The organism is Nocardia sp. X0981 (genome assembly GCF_977089955.1).
This window is the reverse complement of record NZ_OZ372435.1, coordinates 5,373,338-5,399,780: the sequence shown is the minus strand read 5'-3', so window position 1 is coordinate 5,399,780 and position 26,443 is coordinate 5,373,338. Positions and strand designations below refer to the sequence as shown.

The 26,443-nt window shown below is 67.5% G+C and carries 27 protein-coding genes; 12 read left to right on the top strand and 15 right to left on the bottom strand.

Going from position 1 to position 26,443, the window contains the following annotated elements:
* Positions 1-102: 102 nt before the first annotated feature.
* The 5 genes from ACYR7D_RS23805 to ACYR7D_RS23785 all read right to left on the bottom strand — a co-directional run bounded on the left by ACYR7D_RS23805 (position 103) and on the right by ACYR7D_RS23785 (position 3,894).
* Positions 103-1,476, bottom strand: a complete 1,374-nt coding sequence (locus tag ACYR7D_RS23805) for an NADH-quinone oxidoreductase subunit D (protein WP_459546753.1) — start codon at positions 1,474-1,476, stop codon at positions 103-105.
* Positions 1,476-2,201, bottom strand: coding sequence for an NADH-quinone oxidoreductase subunit C (locus tag ACYR7D_RS23800; protein WP_459546752.1), 726 nt, complete (start codon positions 2,199-2,201; stop codon positions 1,476-1,478). Before ACYR7D_RS23800 ends, ACYR7D_RS23805 begins: the two co-directional genes overlap by 1 nt.
* On the bottom strand, positions 2,198-2,752 hold the full coding sequence (locus ACYR7D_RS23795; protein ID WP_459546751.1) for a NuoB/complex I 20 kDa subunit family protein: 555 nt from the start codon (positions 2,750-2,752) through the stop codon (positions 2,198-2,200). The genes ACYR7D_RS23800 and ACYR7D_RS23795 overlap by 4 nt, the downstream gene beginning before the upstream one ends.
* A gap of 67 nt (positions 2,753-2,819) precedes the next feature.
* Positions 2,820-3,200 carry an NADH-quinone oxidoreductase subunit A gene (locus ACYR7D_RS23790; RefSeq protein ID WP_459546750.1) on the bottom strand — a complete coding sequence of 127 codons (381 nt, stop codon included), beginning with the start codon at positions 3,198-3,200 and terminating at the stop codon, positions 2,820-2,822.
* Positions 3,201-3,483: 283 nt separating this feature from the next.
* Positions 3,484-3,894 (bottom strand): Rv3143 family two-component system response regulator, encoded by a 411-nt coding sequence (locus tag ACYR7D_RS23785; RefSeq protein WP_459546749.1) that lies wholly within the window; start codon positions 3,892-3,894, stop codon positions 3,484-3,486.
* Positions 3,895-3,976: 82 nt separating this feature from the next.
* Between ACYR7D_RS23785 and ACYR7D_RS23780 the strand changes: the two genes are divergently transcribed.
* The gene (locus ACYR7D_RS23780) at positions 3,977-4,384 is read left to right on the top strand and encodes an NUDIX hydrolase (RefSeq protein WP_459546748.1); all 408 of its coding nucleotides are present in this window, start codon (positions 3,977-3,979) and stop codon (positions 4,382-4,384) included.
* Between the two features lie 40 nt (positions 4,385-4,424).
* Here ACYR7D_RS23780 and ACYR7D_RS23775 read toward each other — a convergent pair whose 3' ends face one another.
* From ACYR7D_RS23775 to ACYR7D_RS23745, 7 genes are all read right to left on the bottom strand, one after another.
* Positions 4,425-5,012, bottom strand: a complete 588-nt coding sequence (locus ACYR7D_RS23775; RefSeq protein WP_459546747.1) for a GTP-binding protein — start codon at positions 5,010-5,012, stop codon at positions 4,425-4,427.
* 10 nt (positions 5,013-5,022) lie between these two features.
* On the bottom strand, positions 5,023-5,397 hold the full coding sequence (locus ACYR7D_RS23770; protein WP_459546746.1) for a DUF742 domain-containing protein: 375 nt from the start codon (positions 5,395-5,397) through the stop codon (positions 5,023-5,025).
* A gap of 32 nt (positions 5,398-5,429) precedes the next feature.
* Positions 5,430-5,849, bottom strand: coding sequence for a roadblock/LC7 domain-containing protein (locus tag ACYR7D_RS23765; protein ID WP_459546745.1), 420 nt, complete (start codon positions 5,847-5,849; stop codon positions 5,430-5,432).
* The gene (locus tag ACYR7D_RS23760) at positions 5,850-8,249 is read right to left on the bottom strand and encodes a sensor histidine kinase (RefSeq protein WP_459546744.1); all 2,400 of its coding nucleotides are present in this window, start codon (positions 8,247-8,249) and stop codon (positions 5,850-5,852) included.
* A 106-nt stretch (positions 8,250-8,355) separates the two neighbouring features.
* Positions 8,356-8,769, bottom strand: coding sequence for a DUF779 domain-containing protein (locus tag ACYR7D_RS23755; protein ID WP_459546743.1), 414 nt, complete (start codon positions 8,767-8,769; stop codon positions 8,356-8,358).
* A gap of 317 nt (positions 8,770-9,086) precedes the next feature.
* A complete protein-coding gene (locus ACYR7D_RS23750; protein WP_459546742.1) occupies positions 9,087-9,395 on the bottom strand; it encodes a hypothetical protein in 309 nt (102 codons plus the stop codon).
* A 218-nt stretch (positions 9,396-9,613) separates the two neighbouring features.
* A complete protein-coding gene (locus ACYR7D_RS23745) occupies positions 9,614-10,240 on the bottom strand; it encodes a TetR/AcrR family transcriptional regulator (protein ID WP_459546741.1) in 627 nt (208 codons plus the stop codon).
* A gap of 119 nt (positions 10,241-10,359) precedes the next feature.
* Between ACYR7D_RS23745 and ACYR7D_RS23740 the strand changes: the two genes are divergently transcribed.
* From ACYR7D_RS23740 to thpD, 11 genes are all read left to right on the top strand, one after another.
* Positions 10,360-11,439 carry an SDR family oxidoreductase gene (locus tag ACYR7D_RS23740; RefSeq protein ID WP_459546740.1) on the top strand — a complete coding sequence of 360 codons (1,080 nt, stop codon included), beginning with the start codon at positions 10,360-10,362 and terminating at the stop codon, positions 11,437-11,439.
* 354 nt (positions 11,440-11,793) lie between these two features.
* Positions 11,794-13,335, top strand: coding sequence for a flavin-containing monooxygenase (locus tag ACYR7D_RS23735; protein WP_459546739.1), 1,542 nt, complete (start codon positions 11,794-11,796; stop codon positions 13,333-13,335).
* Between the two features lie 79 nt (positions 13,336-13,414).
* Positions 13,415-14,788, top strand: coding sequence for an FAD-dependent oxidoreductase (locus tag ACYR7D_RS23730; RefSeq protein ID WP_459546738.1), 1,374 nt, complete (start codon positions 13,415-13,417; stop codon positions 14,786-14,788).
* Between the two features lie 133 nt (positions 14,789-14,921).
* Positions 14,922-16,031: a PP2C family protein-serine/threonine phosphatase gene (locus ACYR7D_RS23725; protein WP_459546737.1), complete on the top strand. Its 1,110-nt coding sequence runs from the start codon at positions 14,922-14,924 to the stop codon at positions 16,029-16,031.
* A 214-nt stretch (positions 16,032-16,245) separates the two neighbouring features.
* Positions 16,246-16,557 carry a hypothetical protein gene (locus ACYR7D_RS23720; RefSeq protein ID WP_459546736.1) on the top strand — a complete coding sequence of 104 codons (312 nt, stop codon included), beginning with the start codon at positions 16,246-16,248 and terminating at the stop codon, positions 16,555-16,557.
* 153 nt (positions 16,558-16,710) lie between these two features.
* Positions 16,711-17,421 (top strand): response regulator transcription factor, encoded by a 711-nt coding sequence (locus ACYR7D_RS23715; RefSeq protein WP_459546735.1) that lies wholly within the window; start codon positions 16,711-16,713, stop codon positions 17,419-17,421.
* 3 nt (positions 17,422-17,424) lie between these two features.
* Positions 17,425-18,501, top strand: a complete 1,077-nt coding sequence (locus tag ACYR7D_RS23710) for a sensor histidine kinase (protein ID WP_459546734.1) — start codon at positions 17,425-17,427, stop codon at positions 18,499-18,501.
* Positions 18,502-18,595: 94 nt separating this feature from the next.
* Complete coding sequence (gene ectA, locus ACYR7D_RS23705; RefSeq protein ID WP_459546733.1) at positions 18,596-19,207, top strand: diaminobutyrate acetyltransferase; 612 nt, start codon at positions 18,596-18,598, stop codon at positions 19,205-19,207.
* Positions 19,207-20,466, top strand: a complete 1,260-nt coding sequence (gene ectB, locus ACYR7D_RS23700) for a diaminobutyrate--2-oxoglutarate transaminase (protein ID WP_459546732.1) — start codon at positions 19,207-19,209, stop codon at positions 20,464-20,466. The genes ectA and ectB overlap by 1 nt, the downstream gene beginning before the upstream one ends.
* Positions 20,467-20,482: 16 nt before the next feature.
* A complete protein-coding gene (locus ACYR7D_RS23695; RefSeq protein ID WP_459546731.1) occupies positions 20,483-20,878 on the top strand; it encodes an ectoine synthase in 396 nt (131 codons plus the stop codon).
* A gap of 18 nt (positions 20,879-20,896) precedes the next feature.
* Positions 20,897-21,766: an ectoine hydroxylase gene (thpD, locus tag ACYR7D_RS23690; RefSeq protein ID WP_459546730.1), complete on the top strand. Its 870-nt coding sequence runs from the start codon at positions 20,897-20,899 to the stop codon at positions 21,764-21,766.
* Between the two features lie 66 nt (positions 21,767-21,832).
* On the opposite strand, the gene erm is transcribed toward thpD, so the two are convergent.
* From erm to ACYR7D_RS23675, 3 genes are all read right to left on the bottom strand, one after another.
* A complete protein-coding gene (gene erm / locus ACYR7D_RS23685) occupies positions 21,833-22,669 on the bottom strand; it encodes a 23S ribosomal RNA methyltransferase Erm (protein ID WP_459546729.1) in 837 nt (278 codons plus the stop codon).
* A gap of 402 nt (positions 22,670-23,071) precedes the next feature.
* Complete coding sequence (locus ACYR7D_RS23680) at positions 23,072-24,583, bottom strand: MFS transporter (protein WP_459546728.1); 1,512 nt, start codon at positions 24,581-24,583, stop codon at positions 23,072-23,074.
* A gap of 140 nt (positions 24,584-24,723) precedes the next feature.
* A complete protein-coding gene (locus ACYR7D_RS23675; protein WP_459546727.1) occupies positions 24,724-26,409 on the bottom strand; it encodes a tetratricopeptide repeat protein in 1,686 nt (561 codons plus the stop codon).
* Between the last annotated feature and the right edge of the window lie 34 nt (positions 26,410-26,443).

Genomic DNA, 26,443 nt, shown 5'->3' with positions numbered 1-26,443 from the left:
CGCGGAGGCCGCAGCGAAGGCGGAGGTATCGCCTTGTGGGGTGCTTTTCCGGAGTGGGTCGATGCGGTCCGCGGAGGCCGCAGCGAAGGCGGAGGTATCGCATCATCGGTCCACACCGCCCATCACGGGGTCGATACTGGCGACCGCGGCGATGACATCCGCTACCATGCCGCCTTCGCACATCGCCGCCACCGCTTGCAGATTGGTGAACGAGGGATCGCGATAGTGAACCCGGTAGGGGCGGGTACCGCCGTCGCTGACCATATGCACCCCCAATTCCCCACGTGGGGATTCGACCGCCGCGTAGACCTGGCCCGGCGGTACCCGGATACCCTCGGTGACCAGCTTGAAATGGTGGATGAGCCCCTCCATGGAGGTGCCCATGATCCGGCCGATATGCCGCGGGGAATTGCCGAGGCCGTCGGCGCCGAGAGTGAGATCGGCGGGCCAGGCGATCTTCTTGTCCGCCACCATCACCGGCCCCGGCCGCAGCCGGTCCAGGCACTGCTCGACGATCTTCAGCGACTCCTTCATCTCCTCGATGCGGATGAGGTAGCGGCCGTAGCAGTCGCAGGTATCGGTGGTGGGCACCGCGAACTCATAGGTCTCGTACCCGCAGTACGGCATGGATTTGCGTAGATCGTGGGGTAGCCCCGTGGACCGCAGCACCGGCCCGGTGACTCCCAGCGCGATGCAGCCGGTGAGATCGAGGTAGCCGATACCCTCGGTACGCGCCTTGAAGATCGGGTTGTGGGTGAGCAGATGCTCCATATCCCGGAGGCGCTTCGGCATCAGGTCCAGGAGTTCGCGGATCTTGGTCACCCCGTTGTCCGGTAGGTCCTGGGCGATCCCGCCGGGCCGGATGAAGGCGTGATTCATCCGCAGCCCGGTGATGGCCTCGAAAACGTCGAGGATCAGTTCGCGCTCGCGGAACCCGAACAGCATCGGGGTGAGCGCTCCCAGTTCCATACCGCCGGTGGCCAGCGCCACCAGGTGCGAGGAGATGCGGTTGAGCTCCATCAGTAGCACCCGGATCACGGTGGCGCGCTCGGGGATGTCCTCGGTGATCCCGAGCAGCCGCTCCACGCCCAGGCAGAAGGCCGTTTCGTTGAAGAAGGGGGACAGGTAGTCCATCCGGGTGACGAAGGTGACGCCTTGGGCCCAGGTACGGAACTCGAGATTCTTCTCGATTCCGGTGTGCAGGTAGCCGATTCCGCAGCGGGCTTCCACCACGGTTTCGCCCTCGATCTCGAGGATGAGTCGCAGGACACCGTGGGTGGACGGATGCTGGGGGCCCATATTGACGACGATGCGTTCCTCGCCGGCACCGCGTAGTGCGTCGGCGACCTCGTCCCAGTCCTGGCCGGCGACGGTGACCACCGGATCGGTGGGGCCGGCGGTGGCCGGTTCGCCGGACTTCGGGTCGCTGGTTTCCGGCCCGCCGGGGATCCCGGGCCGGATATCGATCTCGCTCATCAGCTGTAGGCCCTCCGCTCATCGGGCGGCGGGATACGCGCGCCCTTGTACTCGACCGGTATCCCGCCCAGCGGGTAGTCCTTGCGCTGTGGATGACCGCGCCAGTCGTCGGGCATGGTGATGCGGGTCAGCGAGGGATGCCCGTCGAATCGGATACCGAAGAAGTCGTAGGTTTCCCGCTCGTGCCAGTCGCAGGTCGGGTACACCCGGTACAGCGAGGGGATATGCGGATCGGCGTCGGGAGCGGATACCTCGAGGCGCAGCCGCCGTCCGTGGGTGATCGAGTTCAGGTGGTAGACGGCGTGCAGTTCGCGGCCGGTGTCCTCCGGGTAGTGCACGCCGTTCACGCCGAGACACAGTTCGAAGCGCAGGGCGGGATCGTCGCGTAACGCGCGGGCCACCGCCACCAGATGCTCCCGCCGGATGTGCAGCGTGAGCTCACTCCGGTCCACCACCACTTTCTCGACCGATGCGTCATAGCCCGCCTCGGCGGCCAGTGCGGCGCGCAGCAGATCGATCACGGTGTCGAACCAGCCGCCGTACGGTGGTGGGGTACCGCCCGGGAGCGCGACCTCGTGTACCAGCCGGCCGTATCCGGAGGTGTCACCGCTGCCGGAGATTCCGAACATGCCTCGGCGGACGCCGATCACCTCGTCGTGCGGGCCGACCGGCTGTTCCGGTTCCACCGCGCGCGTCCTGCGGGTTCCGGGTTCCTCGGTGCTCATCGCAGCAGGCCTTCCATCCGGATGGTCGGAGTGGCGGCCAGCGCGGCCTGTTCCGCGGCCCGGATCGCCTCGGCGCGGTTCACGCCCATCGGGGTGGCCTGGATCTTGGCGTGCAACGCGAGGATCGCGTTGAGCAGCATTTCCGGGCGCGGTGGACAACCGGGGAGGTAGATATCCACCGGAACCACATGGTCCACGCCCTGCACGATGGCGTAGTTGTTGAACATGCCCCCGGAGGAAGCGCAGACCCCCATGGCCAGCACCCATTTGGGTTCGGTCATCTGGTCGTAGACCTGGCGTAGCACCGGCGCCATCTTCTGGCTGACCCGCCCCGCCACGATCATCAGGTCCGCCTGCCGCGGCGAGGCACGGAAGACCTCCATACCGAACCGCGCCGAATCGAAGCGGCCGCCGCCGGTGGCCATCATCTCGATCGCGCAGCACGCCAGGCCGAAGGTGGCCGGCCACAGCGAACCCTTGCGCATATACCCTGCCATGGCTTCGACCGTGCTGAGCACGAAACCGCTGGGCAGTTTCTCTTCCAAACCCATGTCCGACTACTCCCTGGGTCTCTGGCCCGCGCCGGGGCGCGGGTCCGGCTGATCGGAGGTTCGCGGTTCAGTCCCAGCTGAGGCCGCCGCGGCGCCATTCGTAGGCGTAGGCCACCGAGACATTGACGATGAACAGGGTCATCGCAACCAGTCCGAACACCCCGAGCGCATCGATATGGACCGCCCACGGGTAGAGGAACACGATCTCGATATCGAAGATGATGAACAGCATGGCGGTGAGGTAGTACTTCACCGGAAAGCGTTGCCCGGTAATATTTCCCGCGCCTCCCGCGACCGCGTGCGGGGTCGGTTCGATACCGCATTCGTAGGCCTGTAGCTTGGCGCGGTTGTAGCGTTTGGGGCCGATCAGGCTCGCGATCAGGACCGAGATCACCGCGAAGGCGGCGGCGACCGCGCCGAGGACCAGTATCGGCAGTTCGGTGTTCACGACTGCGCTTCCCCTCCTTGCGAACTGGAACCCCGCGGTTGTGCCGCCGGGTTCCGCGAACGGGGTCGGGCGTTCGATGGGTACGGCCCGCGTTGCCGGTCGGTGCCCGGAGGCCGAGAGGGGCTGGGCAGGGAATACGGCACCGCGGGTTATATGTCATCTCCCGCGCTCATGTGAGCTAAAGCACAGCCTACAACTGTCCCGGCAGGACGAATGGGGATTCGCCAGGTGCTTTGATCGAATTCGGGACTGAGATTTATGAGCGAAAGAACGCAATCGCCGCTTATGCGGCCGAACGGCGACGCAGCAGATCGACCACGATTTCGGTGAGCCGCAGCGGGTCGATCGGGTGCGCGGCCACCGCCTCGGCCCGCGACCAGTTCGCCAGCCAGGCATCGTCGGCACGTCCGGTGAGCACGATCAGCGGCGGGCAGTTGTCGATCTCGTCCTTGAGCTGTTTGGCCAGCCCCATCCCCCCGACCGGTACGGACTCCCCGTCCAGCACCGCCAGGTCGGCCGCGCCGGCATCCATCCGGTCCAGAACCACCGGCCCGGTGGCCACTTCGAGATACTCCAAGGGGGGTAGCTCCGGATGCGGGCGACGCCCGAGCGCCAGCATCACCTGGCTCCGGGTGTCGGCATCGTTGCTGTAGACCAGGACCCGCAGCACGGCGGGAGGATTCGCATCGGCCACGTCCGCATGGTACGTCCGCGGACGTGCGGTTCGTGGCACCTTGGCCGAGAACGCCCTCGGCCACGTCGGTTAAGCTCCCCGCGTGACGGACGAGCTGGTCGGGGAACTCATCGATACGGTCGCCTGGGTGCTGATCGTGGACGGCCGGATTCTGTGCGCGCGTCCGCGCGGCAAGGACGTCTTCTACATCCCGGGTGGTAAACGCGAATCCGGCGAAACCGATGAACAGACCCTGCTGCGGGAGATCACCGAGGAACTCACCGTCGCGCTGGACCCCGCCACCGTCGTACCGGTGGGGGTCTACGAGGCCACCGACGGCGGCGCCCGGGTCCGGATGAGCTGCTACCGAGCCGACTACCGCGGTGTGCTCACGGCGAGCAGCGAGATCGCCGAACTCGCGTGGTTCGGCTACCACGACCGGCCGCGCGTGCCGCCGGTGGACCAGCTGCTGTTCGATGAACTACACGCGGCGCGGCTGCTCGCACCCTGACCGGGGGCGGAGCCGGGCGCACCGGCTCCGCACCGGATGATCAGCTGGTGGTGAGGTTCTTCGGCCGGGTGGCCCGGTCGATGAGATGCTCGATCAGGCTGAGCAGCACATTCTTGGCCGAGACCCGATCGCGTGCGTCACACAGCATCACCGGGATCGTCGGGTCGAGATCGAGCGCGTCGCGAACCTCGTCGATGGTGTAGCGGGGAGCACCGTCGAAACAGTTCACCGCGATCAGGAAGGGCAGCCCGCGCCGTTCGAAATAGTCGATGGCGGCGAAGGAATTACCGAGCCGACGGGTATCGGCCAGTACCACCGCGCCGAGCGCGCCACGGGCCAATTCGTCCCATAGGAACCAGAAGCGGTCCTGGCCGGGCGTACCGAAGAGGTACAGCACCAGATCCCGGTCGATGGTGATCCGGCCGAAGTCCAGCGCCACCGTGGTGGTGGTCTTGGACTCGACGCCGGAGAGATCGTCGATCCCCGTACTGAGTTCGGTGATCATCTCCTCGGTGCGTAGCGGCGGGATCTCGCTGATCGACGACACCATGGTGGTTTTGCCGACGCCGAAACCACCGGCGATGAGGACCTTCACCGACGCAGCAAGGGCCGGCGCTCCGGGGTCCATCCGGGCAGGGTCAAATTTTTCGGATTCCATCCAGTACCGCTCGCAATATGTTGAAGTCGCCGGGACCGGACTCCATCTGCACCGGAGCCCGGAAGATCAGATGGCCGTCACCGATCAGATCTCCGACGAGAATCTTGGTCACCGCCAGCGGCAGTTTCAAGGCGGCTGCCACCTCCGCCACGGTTTGTGCTTCCGTGCACAGGTGCACGATATCGGTGTACTCGGGTTCGGTGCGGCGCAACGGCGGAGCGCCGCGCGCTTTGACCACGACCGTGAGCATATCCAGCTCGTGTCCCGCGCCCACGGTGCGGCCCCGAGTGATCGCATACGGACGTACCAGAGGGCCGGCCTCGTCGTCGAACCAGGAATCCCGTTTACCGGTCATACCAGCTCACTTGTTGTGCACCGTCGCCGCGCTCACGACCGGGGCGGCTCGGCCCCGGCCCCACCGCGGGAACCTGTCGAGAGGTGGGTACCGACACGCTGGACGGTCAGGTTCATCTCGTAGGCCACCATACCGAGATTGGCGTCGGCGGCCGCCTGCACCGCGATGCAGGCGTTATCGCCCGCCGAGGTGACGAACAGGACGGCGCGGTCGAGCTCGATCACCGCCTGGCGCACACTGCCGCCGTCGAATCGCGCGCCCGCACTGCGGGCCAGCCCGTGCAGCGTGGACGACATGGCCGCGAAGTGTTCGGCTTCGGTGCGGTCCATTTTCGAGGAGTGGCCGAGCAGCATTCCGTCGGTGGACAGTACGACCGCCAGCCGGACCCCGGCGAGCCGCTCGACGAGGTCGTCGAGCAACCAGTTCAGATCACCTTGCGTGGAAGTGGACACTTAGCCTTCCTGTTCCTTCGAGGATGGGCCGTCCGGCGCCGGGCTTCCGGTGCCGGAATCTTCGGCGGGCAATGGCCTGCGGCCCTGCCGGGTGCCGTTCTCGATCGCTGCCATCAGGTCTCGTGCTTGTTCGGCCGAGCGCGGCCGCGCCGTTGTGGCCTGCGGAGCGGCCGAATCTTCTGGTCGCGGTGCGACTTTAGCCTGCCTGGTGCGGCGCGGTAAAGCCGGACGACCGTCGGCGAGTAGCTTCGGTTCCGCCGGGGGGGCGGCGGCCTCGCCCGCGAGGGCGGCGGCGGGCGGACCGGAGTCTCCGGCGGGCGCCGGTTCGGCGGGTTCGCGGGTGGTGGTGGGCACGGTGGGCGGGTCCGCGAGCAGCGTTGCGGTGGTCCTGGTCTCCGTGGTGGGTTCACCCCGGGGATCCGCCGGGACGTCGGGGGCCGGCGCCGGTGTCCGCGGCAGGCCGGCCAGCGGCGTGGTTTCCTCCGCCGGGTCGGTCAGCAGGACGGAGGGCACGATGACCACCGCGCGCACGCCGCCGTACTCCGATTCGCCCAGCCGCACGGAGACACCGTGCCGGGCGGCCAGCTGTGCCACCACGAAAAGTCCGAGGCGGGAATCGCCCTGCAGCGAATTGACCTCGAAATTCGGTGGATTCTCCAGGAGTTCGTTGAGCCGGTCGCGGCTCTCGGCGGGAATACCCATGCCCTGGTCGGTGATCTCCACCGCGACACCCTTGCCGATGACCGAGCCGGTGATCTGCACGCGCGACTGCGGGGGCGAGAACGAGGTGGCATTGTCGACGAGTTCGGCGAGCAGGTGGATGAGATCGCCGACCGCGTTACCGGCGATGCGCAGTTCGGGCAGGCGGGCGAGTCGTACCCGGGTGTAGTCCTGGGTTTCCCCGACCGCGCTGCGCACCAGATCCACCAGCGGTACCGGGGCGCGCCACTGCCGGCCCGGTTTACCGCCACCGAGCACGGTGAGATTCTCGGCGTTGCGGCGTTCCCGGGTGGCCAGGTGATCCAGTTTGAACAGGATGTCCAGCATGGCCGGATCCTCTTCACGGCGTTCGGCCTCGTCCAGGATCTCCAGCTGTTTGTGGACCACCACCTGGCTGCGGTGGGCGATGTTCAGGAAGATCGCCTTGACGCCCTGCTGGGTGCGGGCCTCGGTGACGGCCGCCGTCACCGCCGCCGCGTGTGCGTGTTCGAAGGCGGTGGCCACCGCTCCGAGTTCGTCACGGCCGAAATCGAGTTTCGGGGCGGCCTCGGTTTCATCGATGTCCTCACCGGCACGGAGACGGTCGAGCATATCCGGCAACCGTTCGTCGGACAGCGCCAGCGTATGGTCGCGCAGCCGGACCAGGCGGTGGATGAACCGGTTGGCCAGCACCAGTGACACACCGAAGGCCGCGGCGGAGAACACCAGCGCTGCGAGGCCCAGCAGCAGCGATCGGTAGGTGGTGCGGGCGGCCGCGTCGAGCGAGATGTTCTGCATCAGCTGGTTCTGGTCGTCCCAGAGGTTCAGCAGTTCCTGATTGACGTGGTCGGCTGCCGCCTCCCATGCCGCCAGTTGCGCGGCCGGTAGTCCGTCGGCTCTGCCGCCGGGTTCCGCGCCGGGGGCGCTGCGGGCGATGAGCGTGTTCTCGGTGCGGATCAGCAGCTGCCATTCCGGGCTGTCGAGCAGGCCGCGCAGCCGTTCGCCGATCTCCGGTGTCAGTTGAGTGGCCAGCAGCGCGGTTTCGGCGTGGTAGAAGCCCGTCTGCTGGATGTACTCTTCGGGAAGCGCGACAGGGTTGCCGGTCCGCAGGGCCGCGCCGGCCAGGGCATGGCTGCGGGAGGCCGCCTCGAGTGCGTGCATGATCCGGGCGACCAGGCCGAGCTGGACAACCGCCTCCGGATTCTCCTCGAAGGTGTGCGAGAGCTGCGCGCCGATGGCGAAGGTATCGAGAACGCGTACATAGAAGGTGTAGGCGTCACCGGTCGGTACGGCGCGCTTGTCGACGGCGGAACGGATATTGCCGAGTTGCTGGGTGAGGGTGGTGAACGAGCCGACGTCGTCGGTGATCTCCTCCGGTTGTAGCTCCCGGAGCCGCTGCGAACCCGCTACCAGATCGCTCAGCGACTGCTCGGTCTCGGGCCGGACCGTGGCGAGGGCCTCGGCCGCGGTGGGATCGCCGGCGAGGTGTGCCAGTGTCAGCCGGCGTTCGTTCTGGATCACCTCGTACGCGTTACGGGTGGGGCCCGAGACCTCGCGGAGTGCCTCGGTCACCTGACGGTTGTGCTGCCCCTGATCGATCAGGTAACCCGTCGCACCCACACCGGCCACCAACAGGGTCAGACTCGGGATGAGCGCGATGGCCAGGATCCGGGCGCGGACACCGAGCCTCGCTCTGAACATCGCCACAAGATAACGTTCCGGCTCCTTGTGCGCATATCGAATCCCATTGATCGGGACCTGCTTTGACCTCGAATCGCGTCCGGACGCCGAGCCGCGCCCGGACGGATCAGCCGGCGTTGCCGCGGCCACCGCGTTTACGGGCCTCGAGAGCGGCGGTTTCCGCGGCGCTGAGCCGGCGAGCGCGGAGCAGGAAGGTCGTCGGTGTCTCCGGCTGCGGGTCCGTGGTTTCCCCGATTCCCGCCGATCCGGAATCGGGCGGGACGTCGACGGTGAGATGTTCGCGTTCGAATCGCGTATAGGACGCGGCGCTCATCCACAGTTCGGTGTGCCAGGCCAGCCGCCCGAACAGTGTATCGCCGTCGGCGGCCCGGAAATCGCGGATCGGGAGCCACTGCGGGGACGGTTCACCGGCGTCGTCCCCGGGGAGATACAACAGGATGGGGCCGTGCTGCTCGATCAACTCACGGAGCGCGTTGCGGGCTCTGTCGGTTACCGCGACCCGATCAGTGCGATACGCCATCAGCGACTCCGCGCCGTGCCGCGGTACAGCGGTGCTATCGCATCGATCCGATGAAACATATTGCTCCTCGCAGTCTCCGGCGCCGGATGCCGGGCGGGCGCACCGCGTCCGGTCTCACCGCTGCCCCTTTCCGGATCGCTTTTTCGCCAGCACTTTTGCGAACACATTCTTGCGTATCGCCTCGGCTGAGGCGAGTGGGTCTCCCTGCTTCGGTGAAAAGGGCTGTGGTATAGGCTATCCGCGGCCCGGATGCCGTCGTGGAACGGCCGGGGGTGCGCCGCAGAGCCGTGCCGAGGCCCGAGAACGCACGGGCTCAGCTATTTCCGAATGAATATTCCGGCGAGGTCCGCGCGCTCGATCGGGGTATCGGCATTGGCCTGGACGCTGCACAGTGCCTCGACCGCGGCCATGGACAGATCCACATTGGTCCCCGTCGGCTCGCGGCCCTGCTGTTCCTCGAGGAACTTGGTGATCGTCACTCGTTTGGTCTCGGCGTCCTGCGCGACGTATTCCCGGCACGGGGTGTCGCCACCCTTGTTGAGTGCCTGCTCGATATCGCTGCAGCCGGCCAGTGCCAGCGCGGCGGCCGCGATGATCAGGCCGGTCCGGGCTTTGGTGGCATTCATGACAGTTCCTCCTGGTCGGCTCGGACGGGCGCCGCGCCGACCCGGTTTCCACCATATGTCCGAAGCGGGACCGTCGGCCCGCCGCGTGGTCCGTCGCCGAGGGGGACACGGCGACTTCGGCGAATACGGTGCCGCCGGGGCATCCGCGCGGTACTGCCGAGCGGTCCGGCGATATCGCGTCGTGCCCCGGCGGCCGGGCGGGGTGGTGCCCCGGCGGATCATCGGGGCGGTCCGGATTCGAGGGTGGCGATTCCGGTGATGTTGCCCATGACGGAATCGATCAGGGCCGTCGGGGTGGTGCCGAGCAGTACGCCACGTTTGTCGAGCTGGCCGTCGAGCCAGAGCGAAGCCAGGCCGTGGCCGAGTGCCCAGAGGGTGAGGGTGGTGGTCTCGGCGCGTTCCGGTGGCAGGTCACCGGCGGTCACGCAGGCGGTGACCGCATCGGTGAGAACTCCGAACGCGGCTTCGCCGGCCGCGCGGGTGTCCGGATGCTTCTCCGGTTGTGACAACTCGGGCCGGAACATCAGCCGGAAATAGCCGGGTTGTTCTCTGGCGAACCCCACGTAGCTCTGCACCACGGCCTCCAGCGCGGCAGTGGGGGAGGGGGCCGCGGACCGCGCGGCGGTGAGCTGTTCGGCCAGTTTGCGGAACCCCTGGGTGGCCAGGTCGGCGAGTAGCGCGGCGCGGTCGGCGAAATGGTGATACGGGGCTCCGGAGCTCACTCCGGCCTCCCGGGCGACCCGGCGCAGGCTCACCGAGGCGATGCCTTCGGTTTCGATGAGCCGCAGGCAGGCGGCCAGCAGTGCGTCGCGGAGCGCGCCGTGGTGGTAGGAGGTGCGGGACACCTCCTGAGGGTAAGCGCATCACGGCCCTGGACCGGATGCGGTCTGGACATCTGATCTATGCAGTGCTTAGATTATCTGAGCGGTGCTCAGACGGCGCCGCGGGAATGGGAGAAGTGGATATGAGTACACGGGTACTCGTCACCGGCGCGACAGGATTCGTCGCCGGACACGTGATCGTCGAACTGCTCGGGCACGGCTACGCGGTCCGCGCCACCGTCCGCGATACGGCCGATTCGGCCGGATGGGCGCATCTGGCCGATCACGCCGCGCGCAACGGGGCCGAGCTCGAATTCGTGGCCGCGCATCTGGATCGTGACAGCGGCTGGGCGGAGGCGGTCGCGGGCTGCACTCATGTACTGCACATCGCGTCGCCCTTCCCGTCGACACCGCCGGAAGACGACGGTGAACTGGTCGCGACCGCCGTCGACGGTACTCTGCGGGTGCTGCGGGCCTGTGCGGACGCGCCGGAGGTGCGACGGGTCGTGGTGACGTCCTCGATCGCCGCGATCGCGTACGGGCACCGGGACGACGCGGTACGCACCGAAGCGGACTGGACGGTCATCGAGCGTAGTCCCGCCTATCAGCGCAGTAAGACCCTTGCCGAGCGGGCCGCCTGGGATTTCGTGGCCGCACTGCCCGCTGGTCGTGGGCTCGAGTTGGTGGTGGTGAACCCGGGGATGGTGCTCGGCCCGCTGCTCTCGTCGCGGACGAGTACCTCGCACGAGCCGATCCGCCGCCTGCTCGCCGGGGCCGATCCGGGATCGCCGCGGGTCGGGTGGGCGATGGTGGATGTGCGGGACCTCGCGGTGGCGCACCGGTTGGCCATGGAGAAGCCGCAGGCCGCGGGGCACCGCTACATCTGCGCCGGGGAACACCTGTGGATGCGGGATATGGCTCGGATGCTCGCCGCGGAGTACGGGCCCCGGGGGTTCGGTGTCACCACCCGCACACTGCCCGATCTGCTGGTGCGGGTGGCGGCGCTCGCCGACCGGGGGTTGCGGCTGACCGTGCCCACGCTGGGCCGGGTCGAGCGGTTGAGCGCCGACCGGGCGTACCGGGAACTGGGGTGGACCATGCGCCCGATTTCGGACACGATCCGGGATACCGCGGAGAGTCTGGTGCGGCGGGGGATCGTGGTTCCGCGACGGCGCGCGGCGACGGCGCCGGGGTGCCGGCCGCGACCGGTGGCCCAGGTCTAGCGGCGGTGTCGTGCTCACCGCGGCGGCGATGATCGCGCCGGATCCGCTGCCGGGGCCGGGTGCGTGAGACGTCGGGCGGAATATCTCCGTCGGCGGCCCGGCGCCGGGTGCGGTGTGGCGGGTTCGGATGGTCGTACCGGTGGGCCGTCCGAACCCGCCGCCGTCGTTCTCTGCCGGATGGAGGTCGGCGGCGGGTGGTCCACCGAGGCCCGGTTCGTCGGGTCGGGTGGTCCGCGCTCCGGTCTTCCCGTTCCCTTCCGGTGGCCGGGAAATATTATGTACTCTCGGTTACAGATAGTAGGTGCGTCTGTCACGAATCTGGCGGCGACCCGGCACGAACAGACGAGGAACGCAATGACGCGGCATGTCGACGTACTGATCATCGGCGCCGGGCTGTCCGGTATCGATGTGGCCTGCCACCTGGAAAAGGAGAACACCGGACGCAGTTACGCGGTCCTGGAGCGGCGCGAGGCCATCGGGGGCACCTGGGACCTGTTCCGCTACCCGGGTATCCGCTCGGATTCCGATATGTACTCCTTCGGCTACGGTTTCCGCCCCTGGCGGGGAACGAAGATGCTGGCCGACGGCGCCGGTATCCGCCGTTATCTCGAGGAGACCGCCGAGGCGTACGGGGTCGTCCCGCATATCCGGTTCGGCCGCAGGGTCGTCTCGGCGAGCTGGTCCGGTGTGGAGAACCGGTGGACCGTACGGGTACTCGTGGAAGCGACCGGCACCGAAGAGGTCTGGACCGGCGACTTCCTGGTGGGGTGCACGGGCTACTACGACTACGACAACGGCTACCGTCCCTCCTTCCCCGGCGAGGAGCGTTTCACCGGCCGGATCGTCCACCCGCAGCACTGGCCGCAAGACCTCGACCACCGCGACAAGAAGGTCGTGGTGATCGGTAGCGGTGCCACCGCGATCACCCTGGTGCCCGCCCTGGCCCGCGCCGCAGCGCATGTCACCATGCTGCAGCGTTCGCCCACCTATATCGCCTCCATACCGGCCGACGACCCGGTCGCGATCGGTTTGACGAAGCTCGGATCGCCGGCCGGTCTCACCTACCGGGTGGGTCGTGCCCGCAATATCGCGGTCCAGCAGGCGAGCTATCAGCTGTCGCGTAAACAGCCGGAACTGGCGCGGCAGCTGTTCCTGAAATGGGTACGCGCGGCGGTGGGTACCCGGGTGGATATGCGGCACTTCACGCCCGATTACGCACCCTGGGATCAGCGGCTGTGTGTGGTGCCCGACGGCGACCTGTTCAAGGCGTTACGTCGCGGACAGGCCTCGGTGGTCACCGACACCATCGAGACGTTCACCGAAACCGGTATCCGCGTTTCCTCGGGGGAGGAGATCGAAGCGGATATCGTCGTCACCGCGACCGGGCTGACCATCCAGATCCTCGGAGGCGCCACCCTGGAGGTGGACGGCGTCCCCGTGCACCCCCGCGACCGGGTCATGTACAAAGGGTCGTTGCTCGACGGCGTCCCGAACGCGCTGATGGTGCTGGGGTACACCAACGCATCGTGGACGCTCAAAGCCGATCTGGCCGCCGAATACTTCTGCCGGGTGCTGAACCGTATGCGCGAAAAGGGATATACACGCTTTGTGGTGCACGCCCGCGACAGCGACCGGTCGGAGGTCTCGGTCATGGGGGGTGCGCTGAGCTCCGGCTATATCCAGCGTGGCGACGCGGTGATGCCGCGCCAGGGCACCGGCGGTCCCTGGAAGGTGGTCAACAGTTATTTCCGGGACCGTGCCTACCTGCGCAGAAGCCCTGTCGAGGACGGCGTCCTGACCTTCACCGACCGCGACGGTACCGAGATGACAGGGGCCCGCTCCCGCGCCGGGAGCGCCGTCGCCCGGTTCCCGTCGATCGGTTCCCGGCCGGCGTGAGGACGGTGGGACCGGGACCGGTCCGGCGCCCGGTGCCCGCTGCCGGTGTTCCCGCCCGTTCGCTGGGTAGTTCGGTTCTATGACCGAGCGGTTGGTGATCGTCGGCGGCGACGCGGCGGGAATGTCGGCGGCTGCGCAGGCCCGCCGCTTCCGGGATGCGCAGGACCTGGAAATCGTCGTGTTCGAGCGGGGACACTTCACGTCGTACTCGGCCTGCGGTATCCCGTACTGGGTGGGCGGGCAGGTCCGGGACCGCGATCAATTGATCGCCCGGACGCCCGCGGAGCACCGTGCCCGGCAGATCGATGTCCGCCTCCGCAGCGAGATCGTCGAACTCGACGTTGCCAGGGGCCGGGTGCGGAGCCGGGACCTGGCCGGCGGTACCGAAACCTGGATCGGGTACGACGAACTCGTTCTCGCGACGGGTGCGCGCCCGATCCGGCCCGAGCTGCCTGGTATCGACGCCCCGGGGGTGCACGGGGTGCAGACCCTCGACGACGGAGAAGCCCTCATCGCCACATTGACCGCCACCTCCGGCCGGCGCGCGGTGGTCGTCGGCGCCGGATATATCGGAGTCGAGATGGCGGAGGCTCTGATCCGCCGCGGTTTCGAGGTGACGGTCGTCCACCGCGGCGACGAACCGATGTCCACGCTGGATCCCGATATGGGGGCGCTGGTACGCACCGCCCTGGGCGGGCTGGACGTCGATGTGGTCGGCCGCAGCGAGGTCACCGGGATCCGCACCGGCGCCGACGGCCGCGCCCGGGCGGTGGTGGCCGGCGCGGCGGAGTACCCGGCGGATGTGGTGGTGCTGGGTATCGGGGTCGCTCCGGAAACCGGGCTGGCGCGGGCGGCCGGCCTGCCGATCGGCGAATACGGTGGCCTGCTCACCGATTCCGCGCTGCGGGTGCGCGGGTACGAGAACATCTGGGCGGGCGGCGACTGTGTGGAGGTGCTGGACCTGGTGTCCGGGATGCGGCGGCATATTCCGCTCGGTACGCACGCCAACAAACACGGTCAGATCATCGGCGCCAATATCGGTGGCGGCTACGCGACCTTCCCAGGCGTGGTGGGGACCGCCGTCAGCAAGGTGTGTGATCTGGAGGTGGCGAGAACAGGGTTGCGGGAGAAAGACGCTCGGGCCGCCGGGCTCCGATACGTCACCGCGACGATCGAATCCACCAGCCGCGCGGGGTATTACCCGGACGCTGCCCCCATGACGGTGAAAATGCTCGCGGAACGACTCACCGGGCGGCTGCTCGGTGTGCAGATCGTGGGCCGGGAAGGAGCCGGTAAACGTGTCGATATCGCGGCGGTGGCACTGACCGCGGGAATGACCGTGGCGCAGATGACGACACTCGATCTCGGCTACGCCCCACCCTTCTCGCCGGTATGGGATCCGGTGCTGGTGGCGGCGCGTAAAGCGGTGCGGGCGGTCGGAGAACGCGGATGAACTCGCTCGTCCGCGCACCGCGTACTATCTTCCATCGTCAGTACGGAACGGGTCGAACGAAGGGGGACGGTGTGCGGACCCGAGGTGTCCGGATGGGGCAGCACCGGAAACTACTCATGAATGTGGTGGCCGGATGAACCCCGACACGAACCCCGCAGGCGCCGATCCGGCGGACATCCTCGACGCGGTGACCGAACCCATGCCGCGGATGCGTGAGACCACCGATCCCCGGCGCCGGGCCGCGGCCACCGAGGCCACCGTGCCCCGGCAGACGATCGGTCCCGCTGTTCATCGGGTCGCCCTCCCCGACGACGAACTCACCGAGATCGTCTGCGTGAACTGCGGAACCCAGAGCCGCGGCCTGCGCTGCCCGGTCTGTGACCGGCCGCACCGCGTGCAGGACAGGTTCGAGGCCGATCTCGGTGTCGTGGGGCTGGTCACCGACCGCGGAATACTGCATGCGCGCAACGAGGACGCCGTGGCGGCCGCGGTGGTGCCCGACCGGAGCGGCCGGCCGGAGATCATCGTGCTGGTGGTGTGCGACGGTGTCTCGTCCTCGCCGGATCCGCAGGCGGCCTCCGGGACCGCGGCGCGGACCGGTGTGGATGCCTGCCTCGCCGCACTGGCGGGGGATCGGACCGCGGAGGAGGCCACCGCGGCGGGGATGGCGGCCGCTTCGGAAGCGGTACGCAACCTGGTCGGACCGGACGGGGACGCTCCCTCGTGCACCTATGTTTCGGCGATCGTGTGCGCCGAGGGCGGTAACCGGATGTCGGTCACCGTTTCCAATATCGGCGACAGCCGCGCCTACTGGCTGGCCTCCGGCGAGCCCGCCGCCGAGCAGCCGGCCCGTCCCGGGCACCCCGGCAGGCTGGCGGGTTCGCAGAAGCTCACGGTCGACGATTCCTGGGCTCAGACACTCGTCGAAGCCGGCGCCATGGACGAGACCGCCGCCATGGCCGATCCGCGGGCTCATACCCTCATGCGCTGGCTGGGTGCCGACGCCGGCCAGCAGCCCTGGTCGGCGGACAGTATCCGGACCTACTACACCGAGACCCCCGGCGTGTTGCTGTTGTGCACCGACGGTCTGTGGAACTATCTGCCCGGAGCGACGGATCTGGCGCAACGGGTGCTCGGCGTGCCGACGACCGAGGCGGCCCGTGCCCTGGTCGATTACGCCGTGGTGTGCGGGGGAAGCGATAACATCACGGTCGCGCTGGCTCCCGTTTCGGGTGATCGGTGACCCTCTTTCGGCCTCCGGCAAATCCTCGGCAATTCGCCGGCGGGGTCGCGTCGGCCGCCGTTTCTTACCGAATCCGCTCCTGAGTACCCGGCGGACGGTTCACCTCCGCTGTGTTTGCAAGAGTACGAAGCCGGGTACAAGTCCGATGAACCGGTACGACACCGAGGACCGTACCGGAGTGAGCAGGTACGCACCTACCGCAAGGAGGTTCGTCATGAAGGGTGGCCTGTCCGCCGCTCCCGGAACAACCATGGTCACCACGAATCATGAGGTCATCCGCCAGTGGGCACAGCGGCGGGGTGCGAACCCGGCGACAACACCCGGCAGTCAGTACGGCGGCGAGGTGGGGGTGCTGCGTCTGGACTTCCCCCACTACGGCGGAGCGGTACTCCAACCGGTCAGCTGGACCGACTGGTTCGCCAGTTTCGACGCGCGCAAACTGAGCTTCCGCTACCAGGAACTACGTGCCGACGGCACCCCCAGCAATTTCTTCCGCCTGGAACACCTCAGAGAAATCCGACCGTGAGGCATTTCACTGGGGTGGTTTACTTTGCGGCGTTCCGGCTATTCGTATAACCGAAAGGTTGCTCGAGTAAGCTGAGTAGCGGGCTGTCGCGTCGGTTCGGGGATGCGAACCCGCGCCGCGGCACGCCATGTGTGTCTGCAAGGGATTGAAAAATTGAGCGCGAACCTGATGATCGTGGAAGACGACGACCGGGTCCGGGGCGCTTTACGCCTGGCCATGGAGGACGAGGGCTACGACGTCGCCGAGGCCGAGGAAGCCGAGGCCGCGCTCACCCATCTGCGCACGATCGGCGTCCCCGATGTGATGATCGTCGACCTCATGCTCGGCGGTATGGACGGGTTCACCTGTATCCGGGAGATCCGGCGGGATCACGATGTACCGATCATCGTGGTGAGTGCCCGTGACGATACACACGATGTGGTGGCGGCCCTGGAGGCCGGCGCCGACGATTTCGTCACCAAGCCGTTCGAGATCAAGGAGATCACCGCGCGGATGCGGGCGCTGCGCCGGCGAGCGCGGTTGTCGACGGAAGCACAGGCGCCGGTCGAAGTGGTCCTGGACGCCGATCCGGAGTCGCCACTGATCCTGTCCCCGGAAGGGGGTGCGGTGCGCCGCGGGGACGAGGAGATCAACCTGACCATCACCGAGTTCCGGCTGCTGTGCGAACTCGCCGATGCTCCCGGCCGGGTACTGAGCCGCGATGTACTGCTCGAGCGGGTGTGGGATCGGGGTTTCTTCGGTGACGAACGTATCGTCGACGTCCATATGCGCAGGTTGCGCACCAAGATCGAGCGCGATCCCTCCGATCCACGGATTGTGGTCACCGTGCGTGGCCTCGGTTACCGGCTGGACGTCCAGCGTTAGACCATGAGCGGCGTAGAAAGCGCTCCCCGGCTCGGTAGCGATTCGGGGCGCTGGAGCTTGCGCAGCCGGGTGACGACCGCTTTCGCGGTGTCCTCCGGCCTGATGGCGCTGGTTCTGGTGCTCGCGGTTTTCGCCGTTGTCAGTGAGGAGAGCCGTTCCTTCAGTGAGCGTGTCCATCATCGGCCGCTGCTGTTGATCGGCTGCGCGTTCGCCGCGGCACTGGCGGGTGGGGCGGTCGGGGTCTGGGTGAGCCGGCGGATGCTCGCGCCGCTGCGTGATGTATCCGCCGCGGCGGCCCGTATCGCCTCCGGTGAGCTGGGCACCAGGCTTCCGGAGAGTAACGACCAGGACCTGGCCGGTACGGTGACGTCGTTCAACCGGATGGTCGATTCGCTGCAGCGGCGCATCGACCGGGAACATCGGCTCTTCGCCGATGTCAGCCACGAACTGCGCACCCCGCTGACCACCCTCACCACCGCGGTCGGTGTGCTCGAACGCTACCGGGACGATTTTCCGCCCCGGTCCCGCCAAGCGCTGGATCTGGTGACCGCGGAGGTCGAACACCTGCGCCGGATGCTCGACGACCTGCTCGCCCTGGCCCGGGTCGAGGCGGGGATGCACCACGGTGACGCGGACCCGGTATCCCTCGGGGATCTGCTCGCCCACACGCTGCACGACAGCCACCGTCCGCGCGAACTGCTCACGGTGCGCGACGAGGTCGTCGTGCTCGGCCGCAAACTCGAGCTCGAGCGCGCGGTGGCGAATCTGCTGAAGAACGCCGACCGCCACGGTGGCGGTGTGGTCGCGGTCACCGTACGCCGGGAGGGTGGCGATGCCGTCGTCGAGGTCGACGACGCGGGCCCCGGAGTGCCGCCCGCGGATCGCGACCGGATCTTCGAACGTTTCGCGACCGCGCGTATCGGCCGCCGCTCCGCCGCCGGTGGCACGGGGATCGGTCTGGCGCTGGTCGCCGAAACCGTGGCCACGCACAGTGGCCGGGTGGAGTGTACGGAACGTCCCGGTGGGGGCGCGCGTTTCGTCATCCGGCTTCCGGTTATTCAAAGAGAGGGAGCGACTTAACAAGCCTGTAACACGATCGTAAAGAACTCGACCAGGCCACCTCAATGTTCGTTCGCAAGCCTGGAAAAGTACTGCACGCAGACATCGGAGTTGTATGTCTCTACACACTGAGTCCACGCAGACCGCCGGTTCGTCCGGCACCGGTTCCACCTCTTCGTCCGCCGCGACCGATGCGGAGCCCGCCAGTACCGGCGTGGTGCTACGCGCACCGCGAATCGCCGATGCGGCGCGACTGTGGCAGATCGCCGACGAGTCGCAGGTCCTGGACGTGAACTCGAGTTACGCCTACCTGCTGTGGTGTCGCGATTTCGCCGCGACCTCGGTGGTTGCCGAGAGCGAGGGCCGAGTGGTCGGTTTCGTCACCGGCTACCGCAGACCCGAGGCGCCCGGCACGCTGTTCGTCTGGCAGGTCGCCGTGGACGCCGACCAGCGTGGCCGCGGTATCGGCGTCGCCATGCTCGACTGGCTGGTTACCAGCGTCACCGCCCCCGGTCATTCCGCCGGTGGTGCCGTGACCGCGCTGGAGACCACCATTTCCCCCGACAATCCCGCCTCGATCGCCATGTTCGCCTCGCTGGCCCGCCGCCGCGGAGCCGAAATGGTACGCAGCGCGCTGTTCGAACCGGATGTCTTCCCGGACAGCCATGCCGCCGAGGACTTGTACCACATTTCCCCGATCGCCCGTAAAAACGAAAGGGATCTCTGATGATTACCGCCGAAACGACGATCTTCGACGACCTGGAATCGAACGTGCGCGGCTACTGCCGCTCCTGGCCCACGGTCTTCGAGACCGCGCAGGGCGCCTGGCTCCGCGATGAGGACGGTAAGGATTTCCTCGACTTCTTCGCCGGCGCCGGTGCGCTGAACTACGGGCACAACAACCCCCTGCTCAAGTCCGCTCTGGTCGACTACATCGCCGGAGACGGCATCACGCACGGCCTGGACATGTCCACGGTGGCCAAGCGCAAACTGCTGGAAACCGTGCGCGATACCCTGCTGGCTCCGCGCGGCCTGGACTACAAGGTGCAGTTCCCGGGTCCGACCGGCGCCAACGCGGTGGAGGCCGCGCTCAAGCTGGCCCGTAAGGTGACCGGTCGGCAGAGCATCCTGAGCTTCACCAACGCCTTCCACGGCATGACCCTGGGCGCGCTCGCGGTGACCGGTAACTCCATGAAGCGCGCGGGTGCCGGCGTGCCGCTGAACAATGCCACGCCGATGCCCTACGACGGGTACTTCGACGGCACCACCGCCGATTTCCAGTGGATGGAGCGGGTGCTCGACGATTCCTCGTCCGGCCTGGATCGTCCGGCAGCCGTCATCGTGGAAACCGTGCAGGGCGAGGGCGGCGTGAACCTGGCGCGGGCGGAATGGCTGCGTCACCTCGCCTCGCTGTGCTCCGCGCGTGGCATCCTGCTCATCGTCGACGATGTGCAGATGGGCTGCGGGCGTACCGGTCCGTTCTTCTCCTTCGAAGCGGCCGGTATCACCCCCGATATCGTGACCCTGTCCAAGTCGATCGGTGGGTACGGTCTGCCGATGGCGCTGGTGCTGTTCAAGCCCGAGCACGATGTGTGGTCTCCGGGCGAGCACAACGGCACCTTCCGGGGTAACAATCCGTCTTTCGTGACCGCGCAGGTGGCGCTCGAACACTATTGGTCCGATGATGTACTGGAGAAGTCCACCGCTGCCAAGGGTGAGCGGGTCGCCGCGGCGCTCGGTGAGGTCGCCGCGGCCGTGCCGGGTATCACCACCCGGGGCCGGGGCCTGGTGCACGGGTTGGCCTTCGACGACGCCTCGCAGGCCGGGAAGGTGTGCCAGGTCGCGTTCGAGCGCGGTCTGCTCGCCGAGACCTCGGGCGCATCCGACGAGGTCGTGAAATTGCTGCCGCCGCTGACCATTACCGACGACGAACTCGACCACGGGTTGCGGATCCTGAGCGATTCCGTCGAGACCGTCTGCAGCTGAGAGGAAACACACAAGAATGATCGTTCGCACCACCGATGAGATCACCGGCACCCACCGCGATGTCGGTGCCGAAGGTTGGCGGAGCAAGCGCATCGTGCTGGGCGGTGATGGGGTCGGGTTCTCGTTCCACGAGACCACCATCGAAGCCGGCACCACTCACGTCTTCCACTATCAGAACCATGTGGAAGCGGTCTGGTTGGTCGAGGGCGAAGGCACCCTCACCGACCTGACCAACGACCGCACCTACGATCTCGCGCCGGGCACCATGTATTTGCTGAACGGGCACGAGAAGCACGAGGTGCGGACCCGGACACGGATGCGGATGCTGTGCGTGTTCAATCCTCCTGTCACGGGGCAGGAGGTGCACGACGAGAACGGCGTTTATCCGTTGATCGCCGTTCCGGCCGACTGAGAGGAAGGACGAACGACGTTGTTAGACAATCGGATCGATCGCTATCCGACCAGAACCGCCGAGCGCGCGCCGCAGCAGGAGCGGCACGACGCGACTGTGTGGGGCCGGATCGGCAACGCGGAGCTGGCTGCGTTCGATACCGACGGTTACGCGATTCTGGATCGTTTGCTCGGCCCCGAGGAAGTGGCCGGGTTCGCCGCCGAGATCGATCGGCTGGCGAAGGCTCCGGAATTGCGGGGTGACGACCGGCTCATCGTGGAGAAATCGTCGCAGCAGGTGCGCTCGATTTTCGAGGTGCACAAGTTGAGTCCGGCGGTGGCGGAACTGGCACGCGAATCGCGGGTGGCGGATCTGGCCCGTCAGGTTCTGGGTTCGGATGTGTACATCCACCAGAGCCGGGTCAACTATCTGCCCGGTTTCGGGACCGGTTTCTATTGGCACTCCGATTTCGAGACCTGGCATGCCGAAGACGGTATGCCCGCGCCTCGAGCGGTGAGCCTGTCCATCGCGTTGACCGACAACTACCCGTACAACGGCAGTCTGATGCTGATGCCCGGTTCGCACCGCACCTTCGTGCCCTGTCAGGGTGCGACACCGGCGGATCACTATCGGGAGTCGTTGCGCGAGCAGGAGATCGGGGTGCCGAACCGGGCCGATATCGAGGATATGGCCCATAAGTACGGCATCACCCAGTTCACCGGTCCGGCCGGTTCGGCCCTGTTGTTCGATTCGAACATCATGCACGGATCGGCGAACAACATCACGCCGTTCCCGCGGTCGAATATCTTCTTGGTGTTCAACAGCGTGGAGAACACCCTGGAAGAACCGTTCGCCGCGCCGGCCCGGCGGCCGGAGTACATCGCCAGCCGCGAGTTCACACCGGTATAGATCGCAGAGTCGCCATGGCGACGGGGACGAATCCGCACGGGTTCGTCCCCGTCGCCGTCTTTCGGGTCAGAACCGCCGTGGCGGGCTGGTGCCGGTGGCACGCCGCCCGGTACCGAGCCGGTCGTACAGGGTGAGCCAGGCCTGCGGCGATACCAGACCTACGGGAAGATCGGCCGCGATACCGGCCGCAGCGCACGCCGCGGCAACCGACCGTGTGGGGTGAGCACGCCGCAGCGAGGCCGCCAATGAGCCCCCGACACCGGAAAATCCCAGTTCGACCAGTGCTCGGTAAGCCGCGCGCTCCGGGTGCGGCAGTAACGGTGCCGATCGCCGCTCGATACGCAGTACCGCGCCGTCCACGCGAGGGACCGGGAAGAATTCCCTGCGGTCGATCCGTTCACCCAGTAGGAGTACCGAATCCGGCCAATGGGTGATCGCCAGTTTGGTCCAGCGCCCGTAATCGCCGCTGTGCTTACGCGCGAATTCGTATTGGGTGAGCAGGGTGGCCGAGGTGAGATACCGGGCGGCCAGGCACCAGCGCACGATATCGGTGCTGGCCGCGAACGGGATATTGGCGACGATGGCGAATGGTTCGGTAGGCGGGGTGACTTCGCGGAAGTCGCGGTGCAGCACCCGGATCCGGTTGTCCGTGGCATACCGGGCGGCCAGTCGCCGCGCATAGTACGGATCCTTCTCATAGGCCAGTATCCGGCCCGCCGAGCGGAGGAGAGGGCGGGTGAGCATCCCATCGCCCGGACCGATTTCGAGTACGAGGTCGCTCCGGCCGATACCGGAGGCACGGACGATGCGCCGGGCGATGGCGGGGTCGGTGAGAAAATTCTGGGAGAGCCGTTTACGGGTGGCGGTTACCCGGGCACGCGGACGTGCGGCGGGGCGGGGCATGGAGTCCTCCGAAGGAGTGGGTCGAATCGGGAAAGCTGATTCGCCCGGACTCATGCCGGGGCAGGAGGCGGCGGGTGGCGCCGAGAGTTCGCGCAGGGTGCCGGTTCGGTGGAACCGGCACCTGGTTACGGCCGGAGCGTCCCGCGGCGGGGACGGGGCGGCCGGGTCAGCGGAGTGTGGGGTGCACCGGCAGAGTCCGAGCTGCCGTGCGCGGGCGGATGTAGTACGCGCCGACCGCGCACACTCCGTTGCTGCACAAAGTTCCCATGCGGGCCACTGTAGAGCGGTGCGTCGGGACCGTCCACGGATTTATCGGGCCGGAAACCGCGACCTGCGCAGGGGCCCCGCTCCTCGGCTCGTCGCCGCATATCGGGCGTTCGTTTCCGGCGCCCGGGGCGGATCTCACGGTATGCCCGCCGGTCGCGTACCGGCCGGTGTGGTCTCGCCCTGCGCCGGGGCGAGACCGGTTGCCTCGGTCTCGCCATCGGCGCCGGCGAGGTTTTCCCGCGGCCCGCGACCGATGGTCGCCGGATCGTCCACGGGCCCGGTCGCATTCTGCCGGTAGCTACGGCTCAACCGGCGGTAGTGCCTGCTGCCGAGCGCGTAGGTGGTGAACACCAGACCGAGCACGCCGAGCAGTACGAACACCAGTGCCATCCCGCGGGCCTCGCCGGTTCCGAACCAGTCGCCGATCCACCGGGCACCGGCCCCGTCGGTCATGAAGGGGATGACCACGAATTGCGCCAGCGGGCTGATCAGGAATGCCGTGAGTGGCGACGCGGCCTGCTCGACACTCTGCGCGAATCCGAACACCCGGCCCTGTCGTTCATAGGGCACCACCTTCTGCAGCACCGTTTGCTCGGCGGCCTCCGCGAACGGCATGAGCAGCATGAACACGGCCATACCTGCGATCAGCAGGAGGACCGAATCGCGGAGGGGGAAGACCAGCGTCACCGCCCACAGCGCCAGGTTGACCAGCAGAATCGTGCGGACCGGGTCGGACGAGGTGCCGGTTCGGGCCACCAGCAGCCCGCCGAGGATCATCACCGCGCTGAGCGCCCCCCAGACGAGACCCCATGCCTGAACCGACATCATGGACAGGGCGTAGGGGTCCATCAGCGCCATGAGCCCGCCGAACAGCAGGTTGTTCAGCGCGGCGAACGCGATGAGCGCGACCATGCCCGGAATACCGCGGACGACCCGGACCGTACCGCGCAGATCGACACGTTTCGGCTCGTCCGGGGCAGCCGCCCGGGCCGGCGCTTCGGGCAGCGTGAGCCGCCGCAGGTGCACCACCGCGGCGGTCAGCACGACGACAGCGAGGACGAGCACGCCCAGCATGCCGTTCCAGCCGACCAGCAGAGCGCTGACCACCGAGGTCACCAGGTGCGATACCCCGGTCGTCGTCCCCACCAGGCCATTGGCCCGGTCCCGGACCCGCGCCTCGAACAGGGCGGTGACCACGGTCGGCAGCGCGATGGTGCGCAGGCCACCGGTGATCACCCCCGCCATCAGCAATACGATGAGCGCCCACAGCCGCACCCCGGCCGGGTCCTGCCAGAGGTGCGCGGGGGTGAGCGCATAGAACACCAGGGCGACGACGTAGATGCCCAGGGACACCAGCGCGGAGGCCTGCATCACGCTCTTCTTGCGGTGGTGGTCGACGATACTGCCGAACCACACGCCCGTGGCGGACATGGCGACCAGGAAGATCCCGGCGATCATGCCGGTCGCGAAGACCGAGCGGGTCTGCAGGTAGACGAAGAACGTGATCCCGAACCACACCGTGAAATTGATGACCGAGACCATCAGGACGTTCATCAGCAGGTGTGCGAATATCCGGACGGTGGGATCGTGGATGTCGAGCCGGGCTGCGGCCTCGGGGGTGTTCGATCGCGGGGCTTCCATGTTCATGTACTCAACATCCTCGACAATGGTTCGGGTCAAGGACGACCCGGCGGATACATCACCGGATCAGACCGTCGCCACCGCCGAAAATCATCGCCGTCCCGGACGCCGCCTGCCCGGCATCCGGGACCCCGGTGGTGCGAGAACTACCGATAGGCGCTGGTGAGCCGCCGGGCTCCGCCCGACCGGGTAGCGGTGGCGATCATCTGTTCGGCGATGGCCTGAGTGCGCCACATTCTGGCTTCGGCGACGGCGCCGCGTTCTTCGAGGAGCTGGGCCAGCCCGGCCATCGCCCGGATCAGGCGCCGGCCGGCCGCGGCTCGCCACCATCGTTCCGCGGCATCGGTATCACCGCGCCGCAACGACAACACGCCGAGGTCGTAGACGGCCCCGAGATGACCGGCTCGTGCCGCCTGCTCCCACCATCGGCCGGCCTGCTCGTCGTCTCCTCGGGCGTAGGCCGCCGTGCCCAGTTCGAAGAGATGCTCCGGACCCGCCTCGCCCGCGGTGAAAGGATCACAGGGGAGTGGGGTGAGCGAATCGTCGGCGACGGTGTCGAGGATCGAATGGCCGCCCGTCGCCGGAGAATCGTCCTCCGCGGTGTACCGGGCGTCCTCCCGATACGGCAGCGGATCGGCCGAGAGAGCAGGCTCTGCGGCGGATCGGGGTGGTTCCGGCCCGTAATCGGTCAGCTCCGCGATACTCACCACCGGCACCAGGCCGGTCTCCTCGGGATGTACGGCCCAGCCATGGGAGCCGGTGCAGTCGTCCTCGTCGGTGAGCAGCGCGTGACGAGGTGTGGAACCGCCGCGTTCGTCTCCGTCCTCATCCGCCGGGTAGGGGAGCAGCGGATCAGCTGCCGCACCGTAGTCGTCACCGGCTCCGCCGCGGGTCGCGGTGTCCTCGGGCCCGGAGGGCTCGAATGGGGGGAAGAAGAGGAACAGATCGGCGAAACTACAGGGGTAACCGTAGAATTCGGTACTGTCGTCCGCCACCGGAACCGGTGTGGACAGACGTTGCCCTTCCCACAGGTCGAGGACGGTTGTTCCGGAGAACGCCGGGACCGCGTCGCCGGTGCGGTCGCGCGAGCACGCCTCCCCGGGGATCGAAACCTCCGGAACCGTTTTCCTCGCGACGGTGACCGCCGGGATGGGGTGGGTCTCGGAAATGGACGCTCGCGGCGGGGTATCCAGTGGGGTGCTGTGCACCTCCACCACGAGGTCGGTGAAATGCGGTGGGCCCTCGCCCATACTGCACCACAGCACGGTGTGCCCGGTTCCGATGCGTTCGATCACGATGCCGTAGTTACCGGACCACGACCGGGGCTCCCCCGAACTGTTCGCCCATACCGGCGTGAGCACGAACAACGCGCCGCGGGATTCGGCGGTCAGGGTGAAGGTGACCCCCTGTTCCAGGGCATCGAGCCAGATATCCACCCCGGTCAGGTGCCGGTTGCCGAACCCGATGTATCCCTCCGCCACGGACAGTCCCATACCCATCCCGGACAGCCCGGCGGGCGGGTCGGCCGACAACAGCGTCATGGTGAGCGACGAAGCGGCCGTGGTCAATTCCTCGCTGTACATCGGGTACACCGCGGAGCCCTCCCAGGCGATCGGTTCGGCGCTGCGGTAATACGCCGCCAGCGTGGGCAGATCGGCCGGAGCGAGCGATGGCTGCCCGGCCGGAACGCGATCGCCGCCGCTCAGCAACGGTGCGGCATCACGGCGGAGGTCGCGAAGGTACCGCGGTAGTTGTCCGGCGCGCGGCGGCGCGGGCAATGTATCGGCCTGCGACGGAATGGCTCCGGTCGATGACGGCACCGAATCGTACATATACCTCGCCCCACCTTTCCCACCGCTCCGATTC